This window comes from Marinomonas sp. TW1 (genome assembly GCF_001625355.1).
Taxonomy (GTDB): domain Bacteria; phylum Pseudomonadota; class Gammaproteobacteria; order Pseudomonadales; family Marinomonadaceae; genus Marinomonas.
In genome coordinates this window covers 1-24,955 of sequence record NZ_JSEE01000016.1, presented here as the reverse complement: position 1 = coordinate 24,955, position 24,955 = coordinate 1, and the positions used below count along the sequence as shown (strand labels likewise).

The window sequence follows — 24,955 nt, the reverse complement described above, 5'->3', positions numbered from 1 at the left end:
TATCTCAGCTCCTACTTTAAGGTTGCCCTGTTTCAAGGTCCGTTGTCGAAGCCGTTTTGCTTGCCACTGACACCTCATCTGTTGACGATTCAGCCAATAAATTTGAATCAAATTTGTCTGTCGTCAGATACACGTCGCTGCCTAAATCACGAAATTGTTCAGACATTTTTTGCATGCCAGCAATCGGGTTATCCTCCTCTATGGACACTAAATCAATGGCATTCGCTTCTAATCCCGCCGCATAATCTCGCACTTCTTGGGTAATTTTCATCGAGCAGAATTTTGGACCACACATAGAGCAGAAATGCGCCACTTTACCAGATGCTTGAGGCAAGGTTTCATCGTGATAAGCACGCGCGGTTTCTGGGTCAAGAGACAGATTAAATTGATCTTCCCAGCGGAATTCAAAACGCGCCTTCGAAAGCGCATTATCGCGAACCTGCGCCCCAGGGTGACCTTTGGCAAGGTCCGCGGCGTGAGCGGCAATTTTATAGGTAATCAAGCCCTGCTTTACGTCTTCCTTGTTTGGCAAACCTAAGTGTTCTTTCGGCGTCACGTAACACAACATGGCACAACCGTACCAGCCGATCTGAGCGGCACCAATACCTGAGGTAATGTGGTCATAACCCGGGGCAATATCTTGTGTTAATGGCCCCAAAGTATAAAAAGGTGCTTCATGACAATGCTCTAATTGTTCAGTCATGTTCTGCTCAATTAGCTGCATCGGCACATGCCCAGGCCCTTCAATCATGACTTGCACATCGTACTCCCAAGCCACTTTTGTTAATTCGCCTAGCGTTCTCAATTCCGACATTTGTGCTTCGTCGTTGGCGTCCATGATAGACCCAGGACGCAGGCCATCGCCTAATGACAACGCCACATCGTATGCGGCACAGATCTCACAAATATCACGGAAGCGTTCATACAAAAAACTTTCCGTATGATGCGCCAAACACCATTTGGCCATAATCGAACCGCCGCGAGACACAATGCCAGTCAGGCGCTTCGCCGTCAGTGGGACATAACGCAACAAAACCCCAGCGTGGATTGTGAAGTAATCCACACCCTGCTCCGCCTGTTCAATCAAGGTGTCACGAAATACCTCCCAGTTTAAGTTTTCCGCAATGCCATCGACTTTTTCCAAGGCTTGATAAATCGGCACAGTGCCAATAGGAACGGGGGAATTACGTAAAATCCATTCTCGGGTTTCGTGTATGTTTTTACCGGTGGACAAATCCATTACGGTATCCGCTCCCCATCGAGTCGACCAAACCAGCTTTTCCACTTCTTCTTCAATGGAAGACGTGACCGCAGAATTACCAATGTTGGCATTCACCTTAACCAAAAAATTGCGGCCGATGATCATCGGCTCAGATTCTGGGTGGTTAATGTTATTGGGGATAATGGCACGACCTCTTGCCACCTCATCTCGCACAAATTCCGGGGTAATTTTATCTTGCAGGTTAGCCCCAAAACTTTGGCCCGGATGCTGCTTAAGCAGCAATTCACTCTTGATGGCTTGCAAGTTTTGATTTTCACGAATCGCAATGTATTCCATCTCAGGGGTGATTATTCCCTTTTTGGCATAGTGCATTTGGGTGACACATTGACCAGACTTAGCTCGGCGTATTTTGGGCAAATGCTGGAACCGCAATTCATCTAACTTGCCATCGTCTAATCGAGACTGGGTAAAGCTTGAGCTGACCACTGAAAGCATGTCAGTATCATCACGCTCTTCAATCCAATTGGCTCGTAATGGATTGATCCCTTGATGAACATCGATTTTTTCCTGTGGATCGCCGTAAGGCCCTGAGCAATCGTATACAAAAATGGCTTCGTTTGGCTCAAAGGTGAGTTTGTCTGGATCCGAACCAATCGGCGTATCCGTGAGATTGATTTTACGCATTGGGACGCGTATTCCATCCTGATGGCCTTCTAGATAAATACGTTCCGAGGCTGGAAAAGGTGTGGCTTGAAGTGATTCGATAAAGGCTTTTGCAGCCAAGCGAGACTCTTCGCGTGACTGCTTGCTTGGCTTTTTGTTATTGTGACTAGACATGAGCATTTCCCTTTTTAATAACGTGAGAATTGCTTGTCTGGGGTGCTGTTCAGCCTAACGAACTGATTTAGAAATCAGACTAGGCAAACATGGAATCCTGAAATGATAGAATTGAAATAGACGAGTGACTGGCTGCATCGAAAACAATTCAACAAAACAGGAGTTCATTCGATGCAGATAAGAAAAAGTATGACTTTCTTGTTTCCTACGCGGGTATCAACCCGATCAGGTTCTGCGGATCCCGCATTCAATTATGCGATCTCAGCCAAATGGCACTCCGACAAGTAATGACGAGTATACTTATTCAAACGTCCTTGTAAACCCAGTTTTTTAGTCTTGAGAGTTAAATGAATGAGCCCATGACAACACAAACTCAGTCCTGCTGCATCTCTAACGCCAATTTATAGAGTTGATTCTTTTTCCCACCAGTGAACTTAGCAGCGATCGCGGCCGCCTGCTTCAAAGGCAAAGATTCTTCTAACAACAAAGCCAATACTCGACGGGCTTCCTGGAGTGATTCATCTTCTTCTGGCAGAGATAAATTCAGCATTACCACAAACTCACCCTTCATCTGATTCGCATCTTCATCAAACTGCTGCAAAATCTGATTAGGCGAGCCAGATAAAAAGGTTTCAAATGTTTTGGTAATTTCTCGAGCCAACACCAAATTGGCTTGATCGCCATAAACGACCTCGAGGTCTCCAATGGAATCGTAAATACGGTGCGTCGATTCATAGAACACCACGGTGCCTGCTTGTTTCGCCCAAGAAGCAAACACATCACGACGCGCTTTACTCTTCGCTGGCACAAAACCTGCGAAGAAAAACTGGTCCGTTGGCAAACCAGATGCACACAAAGCCGCAACCACAGCACATGAACCCGGAACAGGCACAACCTTATGACCCAACGCTCTTAAGCTAGAGACCAAATGGTAACCCGGATCTGAAATCAACGGGGTACCTGCATCCGATACTAGAGCAAGATTTTTACCTTCTGATAGCAAACTGGCGACGTATTCTGCTTTGTCTTTTTCATTGTGATCGTGTACGGAAAATAACTTGGCTTCAATGCCAAAATGATTCAATAATCGACGCGTGTGGCGAGTGTCTTCCGCCGCGATATAGTCTACATTGCGTAAAGTTTCTTCCGCTCTCTTGGTAAAGTCGTCTAGATTGCCTATTGGTGTCGCAACTATATACAGCGACCCTCTCACTTCATCCGAAGTATGTGATACCATGATGCCTCTTTCATTTGTCATTTTTAAGATTATGAGCCTATATAATTACCGCATCATATCATTAACCTTCTGCTCTTTTCTGCTGGCGGCCTGTAATTCCGCGAATTTAAATATGCCGCAACAAAACGCCACACGAGTGCAGCAAAACACAGCTGACCAAGAGCGCACTTTACCGCCTAGTATTTACCAACCGAAAAAGGCCTTGAGCTCAGATCAAGCCATTCGTGATGCCCTACAGCAAGCTCAAAATAACTATGATAATGGCAATTACATTCAAGCCATTTCTATTCTAGAAAAAACTGTTTTAGGCAAAAAATCCTCGGTTCAATTTGACGCCTTTCTCTTAGCGGCAAACATCAACGCCCAGTTAGACAATGCTTTAGACGCCTTCGATCAACTGAATAAAGCCGAACTACTGCCCGTTGCTCGTCATCCAGACAAACAAAATGCACTCCAAGAAACACGCGCCAGCATTTTAGAACATTTTGGCAATTGGCCTGAAGCCGTCAAACTAAGAATGGCGTTAAGCTATAGCCTGCCACTTGATGAAGGAGAATCCAATCAAGCAAAACTTTGGCTGGCCGTTCAAAACCTCACACAAAATGAAATTGATAGCCTATATCAAGAACAACAGCCGATCCTGAATGGCTGGCTAACCATCAGTAATATTTTACGCGATCAGTCTCTATCCATTGAGCAACAGTTAGCCTACTACCAAAACTGGCAACAAGAAAACGCCAACCATCCTGCTGCGATTACACCACCACAAGACTTTCAGATTATGGCGTCCGTTGAAGAAATGGCACCAGAAAAAGTCGTGTTGATGTTACCAATGACAGGCAAACTAAAACGCGCATCACAAGCCATTGTTGACGGTTTTTTTGCCACCTATTACAACCAAAAAGAAAAGCGCCCACAGGTTAATATCGTCGATGTAGACCAATTCAATAACATCAATGATGCTCTACAAGCCGCCAATGAGATGACCCCGGATATTATTATTGGACCACTGCAAAAAAATAACGTCGCACAAATCAGTCGTCTAAACTTGCCATATCCAGTCATTGCCCTAAACCAATTAGACTTTAACAAGGCCGCTAACAATCTGTTTCATTTTTCGCTCAACGCGGAAGACGAAATTCATGAGTTGATTAGCTTTGCCAAACAAGAAGGCGCAACTAAAGCCGCGGTATTAAGCACTCAAGATACTTGGGCACTGAAACAGAATGATGAGTTTACTCAAGCTGCTGAACAAGAGCACGTTACCATTACCTCAACGCAATCCTACGCCAACACCCCACAAGGGCGACAGAATGCCGTACAAAAGCTACTGTTAATTAACGAAAGTACGTCTCGTCGAAGATCCATTGAAAAATGGACTGGTAGCAAGGTAGAAAGCATCGCTAGACCAAGACAAGACCTAGATTACGTCTTTTATGTTGGCAAACTAAACGACGCCAAACAAATTCGTCCTTTGTTGGACTTCTATTTCGCAGACGCTGTGCCAATGCTGGCCACAAGCAGCTTAAACGACAGTGCGCCAGACAAAAATGGGAAAGCTGAGGATATTGAGCGTATCTTGTTTACGGAATTACCCGCATTATCGTCCAGTAAAAAGACCGCCAGCGCCTTACCGACTAACCCAGGCTCAAACATTTTACGTCGACTACAAGCAATGGGCGCAGACTCCTATTTATTGGCAAACAAATACCAACTGTTTGCGTTACTGAAAAGCACTAAAATTTCGGCTAACACTGGCATTATCACCATGGATGATAAAGGCGTTTTTCATAAGCGACCTGAGATAATGACCTACCGAAGAGGGAACTTGGTTTATGCGCGCAGTAAGCAGTTTTTTCAAAACAAAGAAGGCAGTAGCGAAGAATAACGGCCAAAAAGCAGAGCAAGCCGCTGAAGCTTTTTTGTGTCGCCAAGGATTAACTTTTGTAGAGCGTAATTTCTACTGCCGAACAGGCGAAATTGATTTGATTTTTCTTGACCAACAAACCTACGTGTTTGTTGAGGTTAGGTTTCGAGCAGACCCTACTCATGGGACTGCGGCTGAAAGCCTAACCGCATCAAAGTTAATGAAAGTTCGCAATAGCGCCGCATTATGGCTACAAAAAAACAACAAAATCGACGCCTCCAGTCGTTTTGATGCCGTACTATTTGATATAAAAATTGACCATAAACATTTAACTTGGCTTAAAGCAGTATTTTAATCACTATGGATTTTCAAGAAGCAATATACACGCAATTTGCACAAAGTTTTGAAGCACAACAGCAGGCATTGGAAAGCCTTCCGCCCTACATAGAACATGCTGGAAAAGTCATTTTCAATAGCATCGCATCGGGCGGAAAAATCATTTGCATCGGTAACAGTACAGGTTCACATTTAGCGCAGTATTTCAGCACCCTACTGCTGGACAAGATGGACAGAGAGCGACCCGGACTACCCGCGATCAATCTAAGCGGCGAAGGCTCTTCGATTCTGGCAATCACTCACAATGACAGTTACCACGACGTTTTCTCTAAGCAGATTACTGCGCTTGGTAATCCAGGAGACATCCTCTTTGTAATTGCCAACCGAGGCAACACTTCCCCCATCATTCAAGCCATCCAAGCGGCACACGAGCGAAAAATGAGCGTGGTGGCCTTAACCAGCCCAGAAGCCAAAAACATTTCCTCTTTGACATCACAAGATGACACTGAAATTAAGGTCAATTTATTAGGGACAGCAAGAGTCCATGAATGCCAAATCACCGTCATTCATACTCTGGTGGACTTACTGGAAAGACAGCTATTTGGCTATGAAGACTAATATCATGAACAAGTCACTAAGACGCCTAAAGCCCTATTAATGGGTGCTTAGCCAGCAACGTCAGTACAGAAAAGACCCTGATTTAATGGCATAAAATCAGGGTTAGATAAATCACTTAACGACTTTAAGCTGGAAGCCTTTTGGTGGCGTCGGTGGTGTTGGTGTTTGCTCCTGTTCAAACTCTTCATCAGGAAACACAAAACCATCGCCATTCTCTTTAGCGTACAAAGCCATTGCCGCTTTCATAGGCACATAAACCTGCATAGGCTTTCCACTAAAACGCGCCTCAAATGACACGGCTTCTTTGTCCATAATAAGGTGACGAACAGCCCCCATACTAATATTCAGCACAATTTGACCGTCTTTTACAAACTCAGTCGGAACGACAACATTCTCCTGCTCTGCATCCACCAATAGATAAGGAGTCATTTCATTATCGGCCACCCAAGAATAAGCCGCATTCAATAAGTAAGATCGTTTCGGTATCATCTCTTTTTTCCTTTTTACAGATAAAAAAAAGGAGCACCAAAGCCCCTTTCTTTTATATTTAGATCAATAAATGGCTCAGTCCAAGCGCATTTCTTGTTCGGCTTCAGAAAGACTCTCTTGGAAAGACTCTCGAGCAAAAACAAGATCCATGTATTTATGAAGCGACTTGGCTTGCTCTTTAGGGATATCAACACCTAAAGCTGGTAAACGCCATAAAATTGGAGCCAAGCAGCAATCTACAATCGTGAACTCTTCGCTCATGAAGTATGGCTTTTCATCAAAAATTGGCGATACACTGATCAAACCTTCACGTAACTCTTTTTGTGCTTGAGCAACGGCTTCTTTGTCTTTGCTAGACAAAATCAGGTCAACCAATTTAGCCCAATCACGCTGAATACGATACATGTATAAACGACTTTCAGCACGAGCAACTGGGTATACGGGTAACAATGGCGGATGAGGAAAACGCTCATCCAAATATTCCATCATGACGTTAGGCTCATACAACACCAAATCACGATCGACTAAAGCGGGAAGTTCATTATACGGATTCACATCTGCCAATTCGTCTGGCTTGTTAAACGGGTCTACATCAATGATATCCACTGTTACGGCTTTTTCTGCCAATACGATACGCACGCGATGGCTGTAATGATCTTCTCCATCAGAAAAGAACGTCATTGAGGAGCGCTTTGCAATAACACCCATGTCTAACCCCTATATTGAAGACTTCAAAACCCTCTTAAATAAGAGGACAATTAAACTATATTAGCAAAACCTATATTAAGATATCAGCGCTTTACTAATACAAATAGATCGGATCGAGCAATAAACACACCCAATGAACAATAAATGAATTCATCAGATTATCTGTTACCACAAAGCGGCCACTTGCTCGTTCCCATGAAGCCAAACAATGACTTCAATTGAAAACCCTATTCTACCATCTTTTCAAATATTTTTCTTTGAAAAATCATTTCGTTACAAGATAAGAAAAGGCTTTTTTCAAACAAAAAAAACGCTTGGCATAAACCAAGCGTTTTAATACAGATTCTAAAGCGAATATTAACGCTTAGAGAACTGAGGACGACGACGTGCTTTACGAAGGCCGACTTTCTTACGCTCAACTTCACGAGAGTCACGAGTTACGTAACCAGCAGAACGTAGAGAACGACGAAGAGTTTCATCGTATTGCATTAGCGCACGTGTGATACCGTGACGGATCGCACCAGCTTGACCAGAAATACCACCACCTTTAACAGTGATGTATACGTCAAATTTTTCAGTTGCTTCAACAAGCTCAAGAGGCTGACGAACAACCATGCGAGCAGTTTCACGACCGAAGTACTGATCGATAGAACGGTTGTTGATAACTAGGTTACCAGAACCGGCTTTTAGGAACACACGAGCGGTAGACGTTTTACGACGACCTGTACCGTAGTATTGAGTAGCTGACATAATGATCTTCCGTATTAAATGTTAAGTTCTTGAGGCTGTTGAGCAGCATGTGGATGCTCAGTACCAGCGTATACTTTCATTTTCTTGTGCATTGCACGGCCCAATGGACCTTTTGGCAACATACCTTTTACGGCGATTTCAAGAACGCGCTCTGGAGCGTGATCAATCAACTTCTCGAAATTCATAGAACGCAAGCCGCCCGGGTAACCAGTATGGCGGTAGTATTGTTTAGCTGCAGCTTTGTTACCTGTAACGTGAACTTTCTCAGCATTGATAACAACGATGTAATCACCAGTGTCAACATGAGGAGTGTATTCAGCTTTATGCTTACCGCGTAGACGGCGAGCAATTTCGGTCGCCAAACGACCAAGAGTTTTGCCTTCAGCATCAACCACGAACCAGTCGCGACGTACTTCAGCAGGTTTAGCAGTAAAAGTTTTCATCAAAAAAACCCTATCAATACGCGTGTTTATAACACGCTATACCTATTATTATTGGTTGGCCGATCTTATTCAAATCAATCAACGTACACTTACCTTTTAAAAAGGCGAGCGAAGTATACAGTACTTCTAGCACATAAGAAAGCTGTAATCGCCATTAAGGGCGATGTTCCAGAGACAAATATTCTTCAGACTGCATCTCAAGTAAACGACTGACCGTACGGTCATATTCAAATTTCAATCGTGTCCCTTGATAAATGTCTATGATGGCCACTTCTGCAGAAAATATCACCTTCACGTGGCGATCATAAAACTCATCAACCAAGTTAATAAAACGTCTTGCCAAGTCATCACGAGCGGCATCCATTTGTGGCAACCCAGAGATAATCACCGTGGTATAAAGTCGAGCGATTTCAATATAATCGACCTGACTTCGAGGACCATCACACAAGGCATTAATATCAAACCAAGCCAGATCTTCGCAGCTTCTTAATAAAGGAATGTCACGTCCTTCAATCTCAACACTTCCCCCCTCAACAATGTGCGAAGCATCGGTAATCAAACTCATGAACCTTTCATTCAATTGATCTGCCGACTCAGCATTGAGCGGGTAATGGTACAGTTTAGCTTGCTTTAAGGTTCGTAGACGATAGTCAACACCACCATCGACATTCATCACTTTGGTATATTGCTTCACTAAATCAATGGCCGGAAGGAACCGTGCTCGTTGCAAACCGTTTTTATACAAGCCGTCTGGCTCAATGTTGGAAGTCGCGACCAGCGTAGTACCATTTTTAAACAGTTCTTCCAACAGACCAGCCAGAATCATCGCATCCGTAATGTCTGTTACGAAAAACTCATCAAAACACAACACCTGAGCTTTATCAGAGATTTGCTTACCCACTATCTCTAACGGGTTTTTCACGTCATTGAGCTTTCTAAGCTCTTGATGAACCATCTGCATGAAACGGTGAAAATGCAATCGCAATTTTCTTTCAGTCGGTAAGCAGTCAAAAAAAGTATCCATCAAGTAGGTCTTACCACGACCCACTCCACCCCAAAAATACAATCCCTGCTCAACTTGCGGCTGCTTCTTTTTCTTAAACATACCGAATAAACCCGTTGATTCAGGCTCTTGCTTAGCCAGCAGTCGATCAAATAAATCTTGTAAGGCTTCTACGGCTTCTTCTTGTGCTGGGTCGTAATGAAAATCTTCGCGCTTGAGGTCTTCTTTATAACGTGTGATTGGAGTCATGTCAGTCTTTCGTATGAATAAGTGAATTGCATGCATTCTAACAAATTGTAACTTAAACAACACCTCTCATCCTGTTACCCTTTTCCTCATATGAGTTATAATGGAAATATGTTTTAAGGAGAGAGTTATGAATTTAGAAGAATTCAATGTCATTGTTTTTATTACAGGTATTATTGTTGGCGCTATCGCGACCTACTCGATAAAGAATCTGCTCACCAAGAGCAATATCAAACAACCAGACACCACAAGCAACCTGGTTACTATGAAATCCCTACAACAGGAACTTGATAACAAACAGGTCATTATTGATAACTTTTTTGCAGACAGTAATGAGCAAATCCTCATGGTTGAAAAACGCCTTGCTGAATTAAAAAGCAATCTAGCCAGCAACGCATCACAATTGAGTAACGTTAAAATGGATTCGGCTCCAGCGAGTCAAGCCAATGATGAAAACATTCCAACAGAACCACCTAGAGATTACGCGCTTAAACAAGCACAAGATCAAGGTATGTTAAGTGAAGCCTTCGGCCTTAAAGACTCTGAGATCGAGCTGGAACCCAAGCGCAGCATCTAAACACCTCAAATGGCTTTCACTAGCCTTATTTAATCTTATCTAAAAAAAAACGGGCCATTCTCATCGCCCGTTTTTTTTGCAGAAGAATAAAATATCTCTTAAGCAGGATTATCGATATCAATAAAAATCGCTTCTAGTCCTGATTGCTCCGACAAGAACTTGGCCATAGACTGAGCACCAAATCGCTCCGTTGCATGATGGCCTGCCGCAATAAAATGAATGCCCATTTCTCTAGCGATATGAATCGTTTGTTCTGATACTTCCCCAGTAATAAACACATCTGCGCCAGCGTTAATAGCCTGCTCAATATATCCCTGAGCGCCACCAGTACACAAGGCCACTCGCCTAATCGGCTTTTCTGAAACTCGCTCAAACAACACACTTCTCTGCACTGCTTGCTCAATGAGCAACTGAAAAGAATCCAGAGACATTTCTGTCTCCAGCATGCCGACTAAACCAATGGATTCTTCAAGCGGCACACCAGACTGCAGACTATCACGAGATATTAACCCCAGCGCCGTGGCCAGACCTGCATTATTGCCAAACTCTACGTGCGCATCCAACGGCAAATGGTAGCCGTACAAATTGATGTCATTTTTGATTAAGGTTGAAATACGGCGATATTTCATACCAACAATCTCAGGCGCTTCATTTTTCCAAAAATAGCCATGATGAACAAAAATCGCATCTGCCTGCCAAGCCACTGCCGCATCGATCAAAGCCTGATTGGCCGTCACCCCTGTTACAATGCGCTTAATTTGGTTTTTTCCTTCAACCTGCAAGCCGTTTGGCGCATAATCTTTAAAACGACTTGGCCTTAGCGTCCGATTCAGCAATAATTCAAATTCACTGCGTAACAAAGCAACCCCTTATCAATGATGAAGCTAAAAATTTACTGGATGCCCGCTATTATCGCCATTCTACTAGGTGCTTGTATAGGTCTGGCCACGTTACTCATCCAAGACAATCGCAAAAGCCAACGCCCTTTTAGTTTTGCTGATATTGTCAAAGCCACCACCCCATCTGTGGTCAGCATATACAGCCAGAAATTTACCAAGCGCCACTGGATCGACAAAGCAGCCATTACACAAACCACCAGCCTGGGTTCTGGTGTGATCATCACCTCTGATGGCTTCATCCTCACCAACCATCATGTCATCCAGAACGCCCAAAGCATCACGGTCGCCTTAAACGATGAAAGACGACTCGCCGCCAATTTGATTGGCTCTGACCCTTCAACCGATTTAGCGGTTCTAAAAATACAACTTAATGATCTGCCAAGCCTACAAATTGGCCAAAGCGAGGAAGTGCAAATTGGCGACCAAATTTTAGCCATCGGCAACCCATTTGGTATAGGACAGACGGTCACTTCAGGCATTATTAGTGCCAAAGGCCGCAACAGTATAGGTCTAAACACCTATGAAAACTTTCTTCAGACAGATGCCGCCATCAACCCTGGAAACTCAGGTGGCGCCTTGGTCAATATGCAAGGCAAGTTAATTGGCATAAGCTCCGCCATTTACTCAAGCTCTGGCGGCTCACAAGGCATTGGCTTTGCTACACCGATTAATGATGCTATGAATGTTATGCAAGACATCATTTCTCATGGTGAGGTTATTCGCGGTTATTTAGGAATGGAAGCACAAAAGATCACTCACAATCTTGCTAATAATTTAGCGCTACCATCAGAATACGGCTTACTCGTGAGTGACATTACCAATGAAAGTCCAGCAGACAAAGCGGGTATAGAAGTGGGCGATATCATTCTAGAAATCAATCAAACCCCAAGCAGAGACCCGATTCAAATCAAAAGACTCATTGCTTCCCTGAAGCCAGGTACCAGCATTTCGTTACTTGGATTAAGAGGACGGCAATCTTACCAAACGAAGATCACCTTAGATAAACAGCCTGCGATGCAAAGAATCACTTATTGAATCTGATTTTCCACCAGTTTTTTCAGTTTCTGCAAGCTAATTTCAAAATTCTTACCTGCCATGTCGTTTGCAAACAAAGCGAGATAAGGACCGATAAATCCTGCGTCTAAATTCCCTTCAATCTGCCACATCACTTGAGTCCCTTGCGGAACAGACAAGAAACGAATCTGATTCTGTACCAAGTTAACGTTTGGCTTAGGGCGAACATCAAAAGTGAATTGTGAAGGCCCGACGGACAACAAAGTGAGATCACCCTGCTCAGCCTTATCTTGGTACTCTATGGCAACACTTTGACCGACAGACAACTCACCTTGAGAATCTCGCAGTCGTCCATTTTGCACATGCATCCACAAAGGCAAATTACGACCACCCAAAGCCACATCAAGAATATTCGCAGCAGAAGCGTCAATCACGACACTGCGTTCAACTCGGTAATCTGTTGGTAGGAAAAATCCTGCTCCCACCAACAACAAAATGACTAACGCCAAAACTCGCGTAACACGGCGAATCGAATAAATCGCATTAGAATGGCCGTGACTTTTGCCCAGCATGATTAATCCTTAAGAATACGGTATTCAGCCGACATAGCATGCGCTTCCAATGACTCACCACGAGCCAAAGGCGATGCTATTTTAGCCAACTCACTCGCACCCTGAGGAGAACAGTTAATCAAAGAACTGCGCTTTTGAAAGTCATACACACCCAATGGAGAAGAAAAACGCGCTGTACCAGAGGTTGGCAACACGTGATTAGGGCCTGCACAATAATCCCCTAATGCTTCCGGTGTATGGCGTCCCATGAAAATGGCACCAGCGTGTCGAATCTTTTCAGCCCACTTTTCGGGTTCATCAACCGACAACTCTAAATGCTCAGCCGCCACCAGATTGGCAATGTCCATCGCCTCTTCCATATCAGCCACATGGATTAAAGCAGCGCGACCTTCTAAAGACACTTTAATGATGTCTTTTCGGCTTTGAGACTCAATCAAGGTCTCCATGGATCGCTTAACTTGTTGAATGTAATCCGCATCAGGCGAGATCAAAATCGATTGTGCATCTTCATCGTGCTCAGCTTGCGAGAACAAATCCATGGCAATCCAATCAGGGTCTGTTTTGCCGTCACACACCACCAAAATTTCAGATGGCCCAGCAATCATATCAATGCCCACCGCGCCAAATACCATGCGCTTAGCTGTCGCCACATAAATATTGCCAGGACCAACAATCTTGTCGACTTTAGGAATGGTTTCCGTGCCGTAAGCCAATGCAGCAACCGCTTGCGCACCGCCAACGGTAAAGACTCGATCAACGCCCGCGATATACGCCGCTGCTAAAACAATGTCATTCACAAAACCATCAGGCGTCGGCACCACCATAATGATCTCGCCAACACCCGCAACTTTTGCCGGCATCACATTCATTAAAACAGAAGATGGGTAGGCAGCCTTACCACCAGGAACGTAAACCCCAACACGATCTAACGGCGTCACTTTTTGACCCAATACCGTGCCATTGGCTTCTTGATAATGCCAAGAAGGTTGTTTTTGTCGCTCGTGATATTCATGCACTCGTTGTGCTGCAGCCTCTAAGCTCGCTACCAGCTCTTCACTGACGCGTAACTTCGCTTCCGCCATCTGCTCACGTGAGATTTCTAACTCACTTGACGAGCCAACATCACGGCGATCAAAACGATTAGTGAATTCAATAACCGCGTCATCACCACGCTGTCTAACCTGCGTGACGATATCAGTAACGGCTTGCTGAACGCCAGCATCAGACACAGAGTCCCAGGCCAGCAAAGCTTCAAGCTCTGCACGAAAGTCTACAGAGCTCGAAGAAAACTCTCGTATATTCAGTTTCAACTATTTACCCTCGTTTTCTTCTACAGCCTTTCTCAACATTTCGAGAATCGGCTCAATCTCAGCGTATTTGGTTTTATAAGCCGCTTTATTCACGACCAAACGCGTACTAATGGGCGCAATCAAATCTCTCGCTTCCAAACCGTTTGCTTTCAAGGTATTACCAGTGTCCACAATGTCCACAATCAAATCAGCCAAGCCCATAATCGGTGCCAATTCCATCGCGCCGTACAGCTTGATCACATCCGCTTGAATGCCTTGTTCCGCAAAATAAGCTTTTGCTGTTTTGGAGAATTTGGAAGCCACTTTCAAACGACGTGTTGGCAAGGTCTGACCCACTACACCCGCTGTCATTAAACGACACTTAGAGATTTTTAGATCAAGTAGCTCATATAAATTTTTGGTGCCAGCTTCCATCAAAACATCTTTACCGGCCACACCAAAATCGGCAACGCCATGCTCTACATACGTTGGCACATCCGTAGCACGCAGAATCACTAATTTAATGTGTTCGTGATTGGTATCAAAAATCAGCTTACGACTTTTACTGATATCTTCAGCAGGAATGATGTTGGCTTTTTCCAACAAAGGTAAGGTTTCACCCAAAATACGCCCTTTTGAAAGGGCGATGGTTAATGCTTTGCTCATATTAATTTAAAACTCGTGAAATTTTTGCACCCAAAGCACCGAATTTTTCTTCGATACATTCATAGCCACGGTCAATGTGATAAATACGATCTATTTTCGTATCACCTTCCGCCACCAAAGCAGACAATACTAAGCTGGCCGAAGCACGAAGGTCGGTTGCCATAACCGGCGCACCTTTCAGCTTATCGCAACCTTTAATAATGGCGGTATTCCCCATCACTTCGATGTCCGCACCCATTCGCAACATTTCGTCTACGTGCATAAAACGGTTTTCAAAAATGTTTTCGATGACTCGGCCAACACCGGTTGCCACTGAGTTAAGGGCAACAAACTGTGCTTGCATATCGGTTGGGAAAGCAGGGTAAGGAGCGGTACTAATATTAACCGCATTAGGGCGACGCCCTTCCATATCCACTTCAATCCAATTTTCGCCGCAAGTGACTTTCGCACCCGCCTCTTCTAACTTAGCCAACACCGCTTCTAGCGATTTCACATCCGTATCAATTACTTTAACTTTACCGCCCGTGATCGCCGCTGCGACTAGAAAAGTACCGGTCTCAATGCGGTCAGGCATTACCGGGTAAGTTGTGCCATTTAGCACCTCAACCCCTTCAATCACAATGGTATCCGTTCCGTGACCGGTAATCTTTGCTCCCATGGCAATCAAGCACTCGGCTAGATCCACCACTTCAGGTTCACGAGCCGCATTTTCCAAGATCGTTTGACCTTCCGCTAACGTCGCCGCCATTAACAAGTTCTCTGTACCGGTTACCGTGACTTTATCAAAGAAAATACGAGCACCTTGTAAACGACCATCCACCGTTGCGACAATGTTACCGCCGGTCACATCAATTTTCGCCCCCATGGCTTCCAAACCACGTAAGTGCAAATCAACCGGGCGACTACCAATGGCACAACCACCAGGCAAGGACACAACAGCACGACCAAAATGACTCACTAATGGCCCCAGCACCAAGATCGAAGCACGCATGGTTTTCACCAATTCATAAGGCGCTTCACAATTATTAAGTGTCGAAATATCCAGTTGCACACTCATTTTCTCATCTACTACCACGCCACACCCCATGGAACCTAACAGTTCCAACATGGTCGTAATGTCGTGTAAGTGAGGTAAATTCTTTATGGTAATTAAATCCTTGGTTAACAAGGTGGCCGCCAAAATAGGTAACGCGGCATTTTTAGCACCTGAAGCTCGTACAACACCATTTAAGGGCGATCCACCCGTAATTAAAAGCTTATCCATACAATCAATCTCTTATAATATTTTTTTTACAGCTTACTGGCTTGTTCAGGCGTGTAAGTTTTCATGGTAACGGCGTGAATAGCACCACTGGCAATAGCATCTTGTAAATGGGAATAAACTAGCTGCTGCCTCTTCACCGTTGACATGCCTTCGAATTCGCTCGACACGACAACTACTCTAAAATTACAACCCTCTCCTTCTGCAAGAACTTCACTCTCACGGATAGAAGATTCCAAAAGTGCTTTTACTTCACCTGCGTTCACAGTCGCTCCAATCATAAATTGTTCTATAATGACAGTATTCTACCCTAGTCACGCCAACTTCTTAACACCCTCTCACGATTCAATTAACAAAAAAGCACTTGTTTTCTAACATTTTATCGATTGATGACGCTTCTTTCTCATTTCAAAAGGCGATACACGCTTTATTTAACGGTGTCTAAAAATATAAGTTAGGCTAACGGTACTTTATGTCGATATCTAGTCTCTCACGATTGTAGAATCATGACCATTGCCTTGTTTCATTGGGGCATTCGTACTCCAGCGAATCGCTTTCGCAACAAGTTAACCTCTCGTTTTATTCACGTTTCCTACAAAGCTACTCTCAACGAGAATGATCCATTCAATCAAAACGAAGCATCGTCACACAAGAGTCCCTTCACCTCTCCGTTCATACACATCAATAACTTATTAATTTTCAAATAGATAGGTTTTAAGAAAATAACAAAACGTTGCAATTCCTCTCATAAAAGACACCCGCCACTCACCTACAATCCAGCCAAATCTTCAAAGCAAGGGGCAGGGTATGTTGCGTAGTGTGTTTGTGTTTTTTATCTTCTTTTCAGCCAGCGTGTCAGCTGACTATTACGATGGCACCGAAGGATTAACGGGTGAAGCCTTAAAAGCCAAACTCCACACCATCATTGATGGCCAAAAAGCCCTAAAGTACACAAAGAGTGGCAACAAAGATTGGTACGATGGCGTGAAAATGGATGTGTGGGAAGCACTGGTTTACACCGACTCCGCTTGCCCAGATGAAACGCCCAAATGCAATTTAGTACAACTGTTGTACTTAGATGACGTAAGGCACATAGACCAAGCAAACCGTGGGAAAAGCAAAAACGACTCATGGGATCGTGAACACGTGTGGCCAAAATCCCGTGGTTTCAAAAAACAAAGCCAAGACGGCTACACAGATTTGCATCACCTACGCCCTGCCGACCGCAACATAAACGGCGCACACAGTAACTATGGCTACGATGACGGTGGTAAGCCAATCTATGACAAACTGGTGGACGGTAGCCAAGTTTTATCTGGCGCCTATCTAGACAAAGCCAACGAATCCTTCGAACCCACCGACCGCGCCAAAGGCCAAATCGCCCGCATGATCTTCTATATGGCCGTTCGCTACGAAAACGGCGACAGCGCCTCACCAGAAAACATGCCAGATTTAATCCTACTAGACAGCAACAAAAAACAAAGCGGACAGCCTTCCATAGGCGACCTGTGCACGTTGGTTAAATGGCATGAAGAGTTTGCCGTGACTGACTTTGAAAAACGTCGAAATAATAGAGTAGAAGAACTACAAGGTAACCGAAATCCCTTTATTGACCACCCTGAGTTTGTCGATGCGATATGGGCGAATGAGTGTCAGTAATATCTGATAATTGAAGTCAGATGAAGATGTATCGCTGATTTTCATCTGACCCCAAACTCACATCATTCTTAAAATAACTTTCCATTACGGCACAGGAAAGTTGCTTCATTACTAACAATAGGGTCATCAGCAATCATCTGATTAGGTCGGAAATTCGAACCAAGCGTTACACCTAACAGATATAGATTTCCATTATGAGCACAAAACATAGGGCCTCCAGAGTCACCTGGCGCTGTACTTGTGTTGTTACTTGCATTCGCGCTTATAGCGGAAAGGAAATTTACGTCGGGATTTTGATCACGAAGTACAGATCTAGCATCATCGGTAATCGTTGCGGCTCGAACCTGAAGGTTATGGCTTAAATTAGGCTGATTTCCTTGCGCCGTTAGCATGTCACCAAACCCCATCACAAAGACGGCTCTGTTAACTTGATTCTGTTGGTAAAAGCCTAACTGATTATTTCTATAATGAATAAAATCGCCATTATTAGAATTCATCCATGTCAAAATAGGCAGATCACTTTTCTTAAACGAAATAAACATCAGATCGTAATCCCAGCTACCCCAGCCAGAACGAAATTCAATATCGCTATTATCAAGACTCAGAACTTGTGTGTGGGCAGGATTTTCCCCTAACGATGTAGCACCATACCCAACATTGAGACCATCAAGAAAATTATTCATCAGATCAATTGCACTGGTTTCATTCCAAACATCAGGAGTGGCAGTCCCATTGCATATACAAAGATTGTGTTTTGCCGTAACTATTCCCGCAATGTTATCTGCATCTTTAACTAATACTCCAGACCCAGTGAAACCATTGTTCTTAGTTAAACGAACCGTGCTAAGCATCATTGTATTTTTAAGATTGTTATTCAGGCCATTAAAAGCCGTGATTGCTTGCTGTTTGCTTTGATCATTAAATTGCATATTTGCATACCTCACGAATTATTGAATTTAAGCGTAAAAGAGTAAGGATTCTTAGCCGCTAAGACTTGGAAGAACTTACTGATAACTCAGTTCATCTAAGGAAAAAATCAATGCATGAAAAAAAGCCCACTTTCGTGGGCTTTGTTGTGTCTATGGCTTAGAAATCAACGAAGTTGCGTTGGGTGATGTCTTTCAGTCGGGTGATGTTGTCGTTTACCCAGTCTGGTCTGCGGAGCTGGGCGATTTGGGTTTGGTACAGGCGCACGGCTTGGATAAGGTCGACGAGTTCTTTAGAGAGGATGACGACGGGGTTGCTTTCCAGTTTCATGGCTTTGACCATGTCATTGAGGACTTGGTACTTTTCTGTTTCTTGGAAGCTGGTTTCGAGAAGAGCTGTGTTGGGCGTGGTGGCGGGAAGTTGTTTTTGCTCGTGGAGTTGTTTTTCGCAGGCGATGAAATAACGTCTGGCTTGTTTGCCCTTCTCGTTACGCTCGACCATGGCAAGCTCTTTGGCCATGTCTAAAGTAACGAAATATTCTATTACTTTTTTCGTCCTAGATTTTGCGCTCGCCCGTTTTGGCGAGCTCAAATTTTCAACGCACATAAAGTCTTCACCTTCGATAAAACCATATCGATTGATACGAGCTTTTATCCAATTGGAAAAATCGCGGCCTACTTCTAGAAAAGCATGAAGTTCACGAGCGTTTACAGTATCTAACGTTTGCTCATTGATAGAGCGTGTATGTAGCGGGATAAGTTGCGTAGCCATCTATGGCCTCCTTCGGTCATTATTTTGACCACACCTTAAGGCGGTATTCTTAAAGGGTGGTGAGTCTAAATCAGGATACCACTACCGCCCGAAGGAACGGCCCAGCCGAAGCTGGCCCAACAAAGACCCACCATAACAGGCGGACTCCGGCCACAAAAAAACACGCGGTGCGTGTTTTAGGCCGCTTCGGTACAAACGGGGTGGTATTCCCGGCACTGGATTTTGCCAGTGCAAGAGAAATACTAGATCAAGATGCGGGAGGGGTCAATGGAGAAAACAAATTGTGTGATGTTTAGGGGATGGGGAGAGTTATCTGTGGAACGTGACGTGTAGTGGCTCAGCGTCCCACACGAGTGCCTTGCTCGATTCAAATTCATTAGCAGACCAATTCATATAGTGAATACAAAATTATCCCAACAATTGCTAAACCAAATGCAAACCTGAAGAACTTAAAGAATGGCTCTCCGTTTTTTACTCTTTTCCATTCTTCTTTAAGTATTTCCTGAGATATATTTGTAATATTATCAACGACAGAAGAATTGCTTTTAATAATTTTTATATTTTCTATAGACGCAGTTAACAGATGCACAAGCTGGATGTGTTTTGGTTCGTGTGGGTTGATCAGTAGCTCAATCTTAGATTTTATTTCCCTTAGTTTGACAGAGTCTTTAATAACCGCACTTGAGGTTTCTTCCTTATCTTCCGGTTTTGATTTTTTGTTTATCAAGACTAATTTTTCTGTAGAATCAAGTTGGCCAATAAACCTTGATATATCGTCCCGCAAAGTGTTTATCCACGCCTATCTGAATTCAGATGTCTTTTGTTCTTTAGATATAATCAACCCGATAAATGAGACAAACACAGCAATTAAGGCGACGAGTATATTTGTGTTGAGTATTTCCATTGCTCTTCCTTTTTCTGACAGCTACGAAAGCCAATACCTAAACAACAGGAAAAATAAATCATTTGTGCTAGGCGAAAAATCAATCTATTTTTTCATCTAGCATCAAAAACAAAAACGCTATTTTGCATAACACGCAAGTATGTCTATTAGCTCATTATAATCCTCAGGCTCTAATAAATGACCATAACGAGCCATAAATTCAGGCAAATATGTTTGCGCACACAACCCTGCATTACAAACCTGATCATTTCTTAATGAAATTTCCAAGAGCTCTTTACCTTGTTCATTGGTTAGAGCATCTTTATAAGAGAGTATTGGTTTAAAACGAGCCTCCGCACCTCTATATGACCTTGCCTCAGCTATTGATTTAAATATTATTTTTATAGGAATATTTGGATCTACCCTCCTAAGCCCGGGCAGAAGATCCTCTAGCAGGACGTTATTAGGGTCAACTTTTATAGACTGAATACTAGAGGAAAATGCTTGCGGTGTAGTGCCATCTAATGACAGAGGAATAATAATCATATCTTTATGATAGCTAGCAATCCCCGATTCTTGGATACACCAAAAAGAACTACAGTAGTTACGACTCCAAAGACTTAAAAACACCTTAGAATTTTCAATCTCCTCAAGTATTTTTAAACGCCATTCATCAGAGACATGAATATCTTCATGTGCCATAAATGAATCAATATTTACTTCGGACAATAACTGTTTAATTTGCGCTGCGACTAATTTATCTGTCGTTTGGTAACTAATAAATGCCTTCACTATAAATCCTTTTAAATTAATGCAGCCAATTTATTAGCACTCCAACTGCACTCCTGATATCGCTTGTACTTTAATGCATTTGGTACTCCGCCATTTGTATTTGGCAGTCTCATAATTATGATAGGAAGCCCTTTAGAAGTTGCAAGGTCAACCTCTCTTTCTATCCACGGGCTATTATGATTATTATTTCCCACTAGAAATAAAGCGACATTACAGCCTGACATTACATTTCGTATTTCTCTATCAATAGCAGCAGACCCATCTATAGAGACATCATTTTGAACAAATACAAATCTGCCATTAACAACGCCTGAATTTTCTACAGACATACCTTTGATACTATGAGTAATCTCACGGTCATTAAATACATGTGAAACAAATACTTTCTTCATTTTTTATTCCCTTAATTATGATTTTTATACACTCTTTTTAACTTTTGTTTTTTCAATTGTTGCTTGCGTGTACTGTGACCATGCACTATTTTCTTTAGAAATCATGCTTTCTACACGTTGCACAAATAGTCGATAGGGTTCTTCTTCATGATACGGCTCTGCTTTGGTCAGAAAAAGATACTTTTCATGCTTGAGAGATTCACAAGTAGTTCTATACTCTGTCCAGTTTTCTTGGAATTGATTCAAACTGATAACAGAAGATATAACAACTATTAGAGCCCCCAAAATCCCCAAACATAAATTCACAGGAAAAGGATCTTTCGCAAAACCAGCAATTAATGGAATAGCTGCTGCCGATAGTATTTCAAGAGATCTAAGCCGTTTAAACCAACGCTGAGCGCTTTGGCTTTTATTATCGTACCAATCAATTTGATCATCAACTCTATCAGCAATATATTTATCTTCATCCATAACTTTCTCCATCAGAATTTTTCCATTGCTTATACGCAGTTTTTTATTGCATCACTTACCTTCTTAGCACGAAACCCATAAACCCAATGAGCTCCAACTCCTTTTAATTCTGTAGGAGATTTACTACTTTTTGTATGTTTTACTGCCACAATGGTTTTCTGTAAACGAACAGCTTCCTTTATCTCATACTTAACCCATTCTCTTAAATGAGTATGATCACCAATAAGCACAAGGACTATGTCTGAATTTTTTATTCTTTTTGTCAACTCATATTCCAACTCTTCATCTGTGGAAGTATCAAGTGACACATCAGCAGATGTATCTTCGAAATCAATATCAAATTTTTCGTTTTTACTCCATGCGTTTAGCAATCGCTTAAACGCCCTATCTTTGCCATAGTAATAACTAATAAAAATCTTTTTTTTCTTAAATGCAGAATTAATAGCTTTGCCCACAAATACAACTAAGCTTCCCACTCCAACTATCATCCATAACGGGTTCAAAATTAGCACCTTCACTATCATTCACTATTAATCAAACACTTCCACATATTTATTGATCTTAAACACTTCCCCATCGTCTGCCAATCAAAATCCCTCAAACAACCTCACTCGCGACCACAGAACACCGATACCCTGCTTTGCTGTCGCCTCGTGCGGTGACTTTGTCTATGCTCCAGTTGCCTTTCATTTCGGGTGGGAAGGTGTCGTTTAGGGTGAGGATGCCTTCTGCGACGAGTTTGGGGTTGCCCGTACCTAGTCAATAAGTGCGTCTAGGGTGACGCTGGTGCCTTCGCGTTGGCTTTTGATGAGGTCGTCTTGGCAGGCTTGTTGGATTGTCGTAGCTTTGGCGTAAATTTAGTAGAAGTTTGAAAGCACCTTACTTATTAAATTGTCTTTCACAAGGAATGCCGTCACCATCACCGTCCATTTTCGTATTAGGACAGTAACGAATAAAGTACTTAGCTTCGTCGTATGATCTCATTTGAGAACAGTACTGTCGACCATCGCATCTATAGGTGGTTTTAGGATTAGCTATCTCTCCAGCTCGGGCTAATGTTTTCATAGCATCACTATTTGAGAATTCAGATACAACTTTTTTATGAACCGTTTCAACCACAGCACTATCTTTAAAATAGAACTGCCATGCTACGGCACAAATAACTATGAGAATAAGCAAATTTTTCAATTGAACACTATCCTTGATAAAACTTCTAACAATTAAGAATTATACAGCAGCGTAGCTGCGGCTATAACCCGCTGTTGTACGGCTGCAATCTATTGGCAATCTATTGAGGTCAGATGAACAATTAATCTATTTTTCATCTGACCCCAAGTTCATTCACGTCCAATAGTACACTACTTTAGAGGCCTTGCCTCTGTACCGCATTGAGGACAAACAGCAGAATTTGATTTCCATTTACAGCCACAGTTTTTGCAAAGGTAAATACGATTCTTGAAGCCATATGCCGTTGATGTTGGGGACTTACTCGTGCCCCAGTCTTTAGGTGGCCCAGCCTTTCTTAAGGCAAGTTTTTTTGCTTTTTTGCATCCTCACTTTGAATGAATGCTTTTTGCTCTACTTCTTTATATCTAGGATGGTAGATCCACCGCTTTCCTTCAACTTCATTCATTAGGAAACTTTTTAAAGCTTCTAAATACTGCCCATTTTTTGTTTTCTGAAACGCTTCTCGTAATGCCTTAGCATCAAACTCAATCACCCCTGCTTTTGACTCTTTAGGGTCAAATAGCTCAATAGGCACAAGTCTGTCTTTGTAACTAACAAAAATTACAAAAGGAACACATTGTACGCTAGCCACCACATCGACTAATACTCCTGAGAACTTCTCCCCAACTCTCACATTTTGCAAATGAATATGTTCTCGACTAACGACAGGCAGATTAACAGGCAATAAAATTTTCTTTGTTTCATCGTAATTTTGGGAAGGAACATTAAGTAAAGGAATTTTCAAATCCAAACCTGTTTCCGAAATTTGACGTATCATCATTCTTACAGATACGTAAAAAGAGAAGTCACATGGAACCTTAGTTGAATTATGAGATTTATTAACTTTATGAGCGAAATGCCATTCATTTTTCTCACCCTGCCTAGCTGTCAAAAAGGTTTTGCATGAAGGGCAGATGCAACCACATTTATCGCCATTTGGAACACTACCAACATCAACAAATTCGCCACTTTCAATATCTTGTCCAAATGGTAATAAGTTCCCCAGCCTCATAACATTACCTATCAACTAATCTTATTTCTAAAAATAATGCCAGCATGCTGTCCCACTAAGCAAATTATTTATTCCCCCACCTCAAACCACTTCACTCGCCACAACACTACACCTGTACCCTGCTTTGCTGTCTCCTCGTGCGGTGACTTTGTCTATGCTCCAGTTGCCTTTCATTTCGGGTGGGAAGGTGTCGTTTAGGGTGAGGATGCCTTCTACAACGAGTTGGGTTGCCCGTATCTAGTCAATAAGAGCGTCGAGGGTGACGCTGGAGCCTTGGCGTTGGCTTTTGATGAGTTCGTCTTGGCAGGCTTGTTGGGCGTTGGCTTGGCTGTCGTAGGTTTGGCGCAGTTTTTTGTAGGGTTCGGTGCCCACGGCGACGGTGTGTTCTTCCCCTGTGTTGTTGTTTGTCCAGTTGGCTTTCACACCGGTGATGGCGCTTCGGCTAGGTCTGTCGAGCTGGGCGTTGATGAAGCGCGCCTGTTCACTTGGGGCGTTGTTGCTTGGCAAGGTGACCACCACGGGCGGGATGGCTTGCCCTGTAAATTCAGCAGGACACGCACTCTAAGAACCTTGAAATCACTGACTTCTTAGATAAACTAAAGAAGTCAGGCCCTTTTATTGTAACGCCAACCATAACTGACACCAAAAAGTGGGTCACAGTGAACCTGCTACAGTTTAACGGACATTTTTAATCAGGGACAATAAGTCCTTTAGGAGTGTTCTTATGACAACAAAACGTAAACCTTATAATACCTATACCAAAGAGTTTAAGTTGGAAGCGATTCGC

Annotated in this window: 29 protein-coding genes and 1 riboswitch; of the genes, 6 read left to right on the top strand and 23 right to left on the bottom strand. The window is 43.0% G+C overall.

The window, feature by feature from the left end; all coding sequences use genetic code 11:
- Positions 1-16: 16 nt before the first annotated feature.
- On the bottom strand, positions 17-2,059 hold the full coding sequence (gene thiC / locus OA79_RS14675) for a phosphomethylpyrimidine synthase ThiC (protein ID WP_082825486.1): 2,043 nt from the start codon (positions 2,057-2,059) through the stop codon (positions 17-19).
- Between the two features lie 185 nt (positions 2,060-2,244).
- Positions 2,245-2,349: riboswitch (TPP riboswitch) on the bottom strand.
- Positions 2,350-2,432: 83 nt separating this feature from the next.
- Positions 2,433-3,296, bottom strand: coding sequence for a 16S rRNA (cytidine(1402)-2'-O)-methyltransferase (gene rsmI, locus OA79_RS14670; protein ID WP_063333986.1), 864 nt, complete (start codon positions 3,294-3,296; stop codon positions 2,433-2,435).
- 112 nt (positions 3,297-3,408) lie between these two features.
- Between rsmI and OA79_RS14665 the strand changes: the two genes are divergently transcribed.
- The 3 genes from OA79_RS14665 to OA79_RS14655 are packed head-to-tail and all read left to right on the top strand — an operon-like array spanning position 3,409 to position 6,117.
- Positions 3,409-5,184: a penicillin-binding protein activator gene (locus OA79_RS14665; protein WP_231908884.1), complete on the top strand. Its 1,776-nt coding sequence runs from the start codon at positions 3,409-3,411 to the stop codon at positions 5,182-5,184.
- Positions 5,132-5,518 (top strand): YraN family protein, encoded by a 387-nt coding sequence (locus tag OA79_RS14660; RefSeq protein ID WP_063333985.1) that lies wholly within the window; start codon positions 5,132-5,134, stop codon positions 5,516-5,518. Before OA79_RS14665 ends, OA79_RS14660 begins: the two co-directional genes overlap by 53 nt.
- Positions 5,519-5,523: 5 nt before the next feature.
- On the top strand, positions 5,524-6,117 hold the full coding sequence (locus tag OA79_RS14655; protein WP_063333984.1) for an SIS domain-containing protein: 594 nt from the start codon (positions 5,524-5,526) through the stop codon (positions 6,115-6,117).
- Positions 6,118-6,228: 111 nt separating this feature from the next.
- On the opposite strand, the gene OA79_RS14650 is transcribed toward OA79_RS14655, so the two are convergent.
- The 5 genes from OA79_RS14650 to zapE form a co-directional block, all read right to left on the bottom strand.
- Positions 6,229-6,606, bottom strand: coding sequence for a ClpXP protease specificity-enhancing factor (locus OA79_RS14650; protein ID WP_063333983.1), 378 nt, complete (start codon positions 6,604-6,606; stop codon positions 6,229-6,231).
- A gap of 75 nt (positions 6,607-6,681) precedes the next feature.
- The gene (locus OA79_RS14645; protein ID WP_013796472.1) at positions 6,682-7,314 is read right to left on the bottom strand and encodes a glutathione S-transferase N-terminal domain-containing protein; all 633 of its coding nucleotides are present in this window, start codon (positions 7,312-7,314) and stop codon (positions 6,682-6,684) included.
- 357 nt (positions 7,315-7,671) lie between these two features.
- Positions 7,672-8,064, bottom strand: a complete 393-nt coding sequence (gene rpsI / locus OA79_RS14640) for a 30S ribosomal protein S9 (protein ID WP_063333982.1) — start codon at positions 8,062-8,064, stop codon at positions 7,672-7,674.
- Positions 8,065-8,078: 14 nt separating this feature from the next.
- Complete coding sequence (gene rplM / locus OA79_RS14635) at positions 8,079-8,507, bottom strand: 50S ribosomal protein L13 (protein ID WP_013796474.1); 429 nt, start codon at positions 8,505-8,507, stop codon at positions 8,079-8,081.
- A gap of 154 nt (positions 8,508-8,661) precedes the next feature.
- Entirely contained in the window at positions 8,662-9,759 is a 1,098-nt protein-coding gene (zapE, locus tag OA79_RS14630) for a cell division protein ZapE (protein ID WP_063333981.1), read from the bottom strand.
- Positions 9,760-9,886: 127 nt separating this feature from the next.
- Here zapE and OA79_RS14625 point away from each other — a divergent pair, with 127 nt between their 5' ends.
- Complete coding sequence (locus OA79_RS14625) at positions 9,887-10,333, top strand: ZapG family protein (protein ID WP_063333980.1); 447 nt, start codon at positions 9,887-9,889, stop codon at positions 10,331-10,333.
- A gap of 98 nt (positions 10,334-10,431) precedes the next feature.
- Here OA79_RS14625 and OA79_RS14620 read toward each other — a convergent pair whose 3' ends face one another.
- Positions 10,432-11,193 (bottom strand): Nif3-like dinuclear metal center hexameric protein, encoded by a 762-nt coding sequence (locus tag OA79_RS14620; protein WP_063333979.1) that lies wholly within the window; start codon positions 11,191-11,193, stop codon positions 10,432-10,434.
- A gap of 15 nt (positions 11,194-11,208) precedes the next feature.
- Here OA79_RS14620 and OA79_RS14615 point away from each other — a divergent pair, with 15 nt between their 5' ends.
- On the top strand, positions 11,209-12,267 hold the full coding sequence (locus OA79_RS14615; RefSeq protein WP_063333978.1) for a S1C family serine protease: 1,059 nt from the start codon (positions 11,209-11,211) through the stop codon (positions 12,265-12,267).
- On the opposite strand, the gene OA79_RS14610 is transcribed toward OA79_RS14615, so the two are convergent.
- The 5 genes from OA79_RS14610 to OA79_RS14590 are packed head-to-tail and all read right to left on the bottom strand — an operon-like array spanning position 12,261 to position 16,300.
- Positions 12,261-12,818, bottom strand: coding sequence for an SRPBCC family protein (locus OA79_RS14610; protein WP_063333977.1), 558 nt, complete (start codon positions 12,816-12,818; stop codon positions 12,261-12,263). The genes OA79_RS14615 and OA79_RS14610 overlap by 7 nt on opposite strands.
- A 2-nt stretch (positions 12,819-12,820) precedes the next feature.
- Positions 12,821-14,128 carry a histidinol dehydrogenase gene (gene hisD / locus OA79_RS14605; protein ID WP_063333976.1) on the bottom strand — a complete coding sequence of 436 codons (1,308 nt, stop codon included), beginning with the start codon at positions 14,126-14,128 and terminating at the stop codon, positions 12,821-12,823.
- Positions 14,129-14,773, bottom strand: coding sequence for an ATP phosphoribosyltransferase (gene hisG, locus OA79_RS14600; RefSeq protein ID WP_013796481.1), 645 nt, complete (start codon positions 14,771-14,773; stop codon positions 14,129-14,131). It abuts the gene before it with no gap.
- Position 14,774: 1 nt separating this feature from the next.
- Complete coding sequence (gene murA, locus OA79_RS14595; RefSeq protein WP_063333975.1) at positions 14,775-16,037, bottom strand: UDP-N-acetylglucosamine 1-carboxyvinyltransferase; 1,263 nt, start codon at positions 16,035-16,037, stop codon at positions 14,775-14,777.
- A gap of 26 nt (positions 16,038-16,063) precedes the next feature.
- Positions 16,064-16,300, bottom strand: coding sequence for a BolA family protein (locus OA79_RS14590; protein WP_113874860.1), 237 nt, complete (start codon positions 16,298-16,300; stop codon positions 16,064-16,066).
- Positions 16,301-16,841: 541 nt separating this feature from the next.
- On the opposite strand from OA79_RS14590, the gene OA79_RS14585 reads away from it, so the two are divergent.
- Entirely contained in the window at positions 16,842-17,693 is an 852-nt protein-coding gene (locus OA79_RS14585; protein WP_063333973.1) for an endonuclease I family protein, read from the top strand.
- A 68-nt stretch (positions 17,694-17,761) separates the two neighbouring features.
- Here the strand turns inward: OA79_RS14585 and OA79_RS14580 are convergent, their stop codons facing one another.
- The 10 genes from OA79_RS14580 to OA79_RS18375 all read right to left on the bottom strand — a co-directional run bounded on the left by OA79_RS14580 (position 17,762) and on the right by OA79_RS18375 (position 24,675).
- Positions 17,762-18,622, bottom strand: coding sequence for a trypsin-like serine protease (locus OA79_RS14580; RefSeq protein WP_063333972.1), 861 nt, complete (start codon positions 18,620-18,622; stop codon positions 17,762-17,764).
- 157 nt (positions 18,623-18,779) lie between these two features.
- The gene (locus OA79_RS14575; protein WP_063333971.1) at positions 18,780-19,391 is read right to left on the bottom strand and encodes an antA/AntB antirepressor family protein; all 612 of its coding nucleotides are present in this window, start codon (positions 19,389-19,391) and stop codon (positions 18,780-18,782) included.
- 376 nt (positions 19,392-19,767) lie between these two features.
- Positions 19,768-20,175, bottom strand: a complete 408-nt coding sequence (locus OA79_RS14565) for a hypothetical protein (protein ID WP_063333969.1) — start codon at positions 20,173-20,175, stop codon at positions 19,768-19,770.
- 237 nt (positions 20,176-20,412) lie between these two features.
- Positions 20,413-21,066, bottom strand: coding sequence for a toll/interleukin-1 receptor domain-containing protein (locus tag OA79_RS14560; protein ID WP_063333968.1), 654 nt, complete (start codon positions 21,064-21,066; stop codon positions 20,413-20,415).
- Between the two features lie 11 nt (positions 21,067-21,077).
- Positions 21,078-21,458 carry a TIR domain-containing protein gene (locus tag OA79_RS14555; RefSeq protein ID WP_063333967.1) on the bottom strand — a complete coding sequence of 127 codons (381 nt, stop codon included), beginning with the start codon at positions 21,456-21,458 and terminating at the stop codon, positions 21,078-21,080.
- A gap of 24 nt (positions 21,459-21,482) precedes the next feature.
- Positions 21,483-21,929, bottom strand: a complete 447-nt coding sequence (locus OA79_RS14550; RefSeq protein ID WP_063333966.1) for a DUF4231 domain-containing protein — start codon at positions 21,927-21,929, stop codon at positions 21,483-21,485.
- A 29-nt stretch (positions 21,930-21,958) separates the two neighbouring features.
- The gene (locus OA79_RS14545) at positions 21,959-22,432 is read right to left on the bottom strand and encodes a TIR domain-containing protein (protein WP_197465402.1); all 474 of its coding nucleotides are present in this window, start codon (positions 22,430-22,432) and stop codon (positions 21,959-21,961) included.
- Between the two features lie 376 nt (positions 22,433-22,808).
- On the bottom strand, positions 22,809-23,117 hold the full coding sequence (locus OA79_RS18465; protein WP_063333964.1) for an excalibur calcium-binding domain-containing protein: 309 nt from the start codon (positions 23,115-23,117) through the stop codon (positions 22,809-22,811).
- 334 nt (positions 23,118-23,451) lie between these two features.
- Positions 23,452-24,183 carry a competence protein CoiA family protein gene (locus tag OA79_RS14535; RefSeq protein WP_156486279.1) on the bottom strand — a complete coding sequence of 244 codons (732 nt, stop codon included), beginning with the start codon at positions 24,181-24,183 and terminating at the stop codon, positions 23,452-23,454.
- Positions 24,184-24,405: 222 nt separating this feature from the next.
- Positions 24,406-24,675 carry a hypothetical protein gene (locus OA79_RS18375; protein ID WP_063333962.1) on the bottom strand — a complete coding sequence of 90 codons (270 nt, stop codon included), beginning with the start codon at positions 24,673-24,675 and terminating at the stop codon, positions 24,406-24,408.
- Positions 24,676-24,955: the final 280 nt, after the last annotated feature.

What these genes read in the sequence shown, in the direction of transcription:
- thiC (WP_082825486.1), bottom strand. Translation starts at nt 2,059, where the DNA reads ATGTCTAGTCACAATAACAAAAAGCCAAGCAAGCAGTCACGCGAAGAG.
- rsmI (WP_063333986.1), bottom strand. Translation starts at nt 3,296, where the DNA reads ATGGTATCACATACTTCGGATGAAGTGAGAGGGTCGCTGTATATAGTT.
- OA79_RS14665 (WP_231908884.1), top strand. Translation starts at nt 3,409, where the DNA reads ATGCCGCAACAAAACGCCACACGAGTGCAGCAAAACACAGCTGACCAA.
- OA79_RS14660 (WP_063333985.1), top strand. Translation starts at nt 5,132, where the DNA reads ATGCGCGCAGTAAGCAGTTTTTTCAAAACAAAGAAGGCAGTAGCGAAG.
- OA79_RS14655 (WP_063333984.1), top strand. Translation starts at nt 5,524, where the DNA reads ATGGATTTTCAAGAAGCAATATACACGCAATTTGCACAAAGTTTTGAA.
- OA79_RS14650 (WP_063333983.1), bottom strand. Translation starts at nt 6,606, where the DNA reads ATGATACCGAAACGATCTTACTTATTGAATGCGGCTTATTCTTGGGTG.
- OA79_RS14645 (WP_013796472.1), bottom strand. Translation starts at nt 7,314, where the DNA reads ATGGGTGTTATTGCAAAGCGCTCCTCAATGACGTTCTTTTCTGATGGA.
- rpsI (WP_063333982.1), bottom strand. Translation starts at nt 8,064, where the DNA reads ATGTCAGCTACTCAATACTACGGTACAGGTCGTCGTAAAACGTCTACC.
- rplM (WP_013796474.1), bottom strand. Translation starts at nt 8,507, where the DNA reads ATGAAAACTTTTACTGCTAAACCTGCTGAAGTACGTCGCGACTGGTTC.
- zapE (WP_063333981.1), bottom strand. Translation starts at nt 9,759, where the DNA reads ATGACTCCAATCACACGTTATAAAGAAGACCTCAAGCGCGAAGATTTT.
- OA79_RS14625 (WP_063333980.1), top strand. Translation starts at nt 9,887, where the DNA reads ATGAATTTAGAAGAATTCAATGTCATTGTTTTTATTACAGGTATTATT.
- OA79_RS14615 (WP_063333978.1), top strand. Translation starts at nt 11,209, where the DNA reads ATGATGAAGCTAAAAATTTACTGGATGCCCGCTATTATCGCCATTCTA.
- OA79_RS14610 (WP_063333977.1), bottom strand. Translation starts at nt 12,818, where the DNA reads ATGCTGGGCAAAAGTCACGGCCATTCTAATGCGATTTATTCGATTCGC.
- hisG (WP_013796481.1), bottom strand. Translation starts at nt 14,773, where the DNA reads ATGAGCAAAGCATTAACCATCGCCCTTTCAAAAGGGCGTATTTTGGGT.
- murA (WP_063333975.1), bottom strand. Translation starts at nt 16,037, where the DNA reads ATGGATAAGCTTTTAATTACGGGTGGATCGCCCTTAAATGGTGTTGTA.
- OA79_RS14585 (WP_063333973.1), top strand. Translation starts at nt 16,842, where the DNA reads ATGTTGCGTAGTGTGTTTGTGTTTTTTATCTTCTTTTCAGCCAGCGTG.
- OA79_RS14580 (WP_063333972.1), bottom strand. Translation starts at nt 18,622, where the DNA reads ATGCAATTTAATGATCAAAGCAAACAGCAAGCAATCACGGCTTTTAAT.
- OA79_RS14575 (WP_063333971.1), bottom strand. Translation starts at nt 19,391, where the DNA reads ATGGCTACGCAACTTATCCCGCTACATACACGCTCTATCAATGAGCAA.
- OA79_RS14555 (WP_063333967.1), bottom strand. Translation starts at nt 21,458, where the DNA reads ATGAAGAAAGTATTTGTTTCACATGTATTTAATGACCGTGAGATTACT.
- OA79_RS14550 (WP_063333966.1), bottom strand. Translation starts at nt 21,929, where the DNA reads ATGGATGAAGATAAATATATTGCTGATAGAGTTGATGATCAAATTGAT.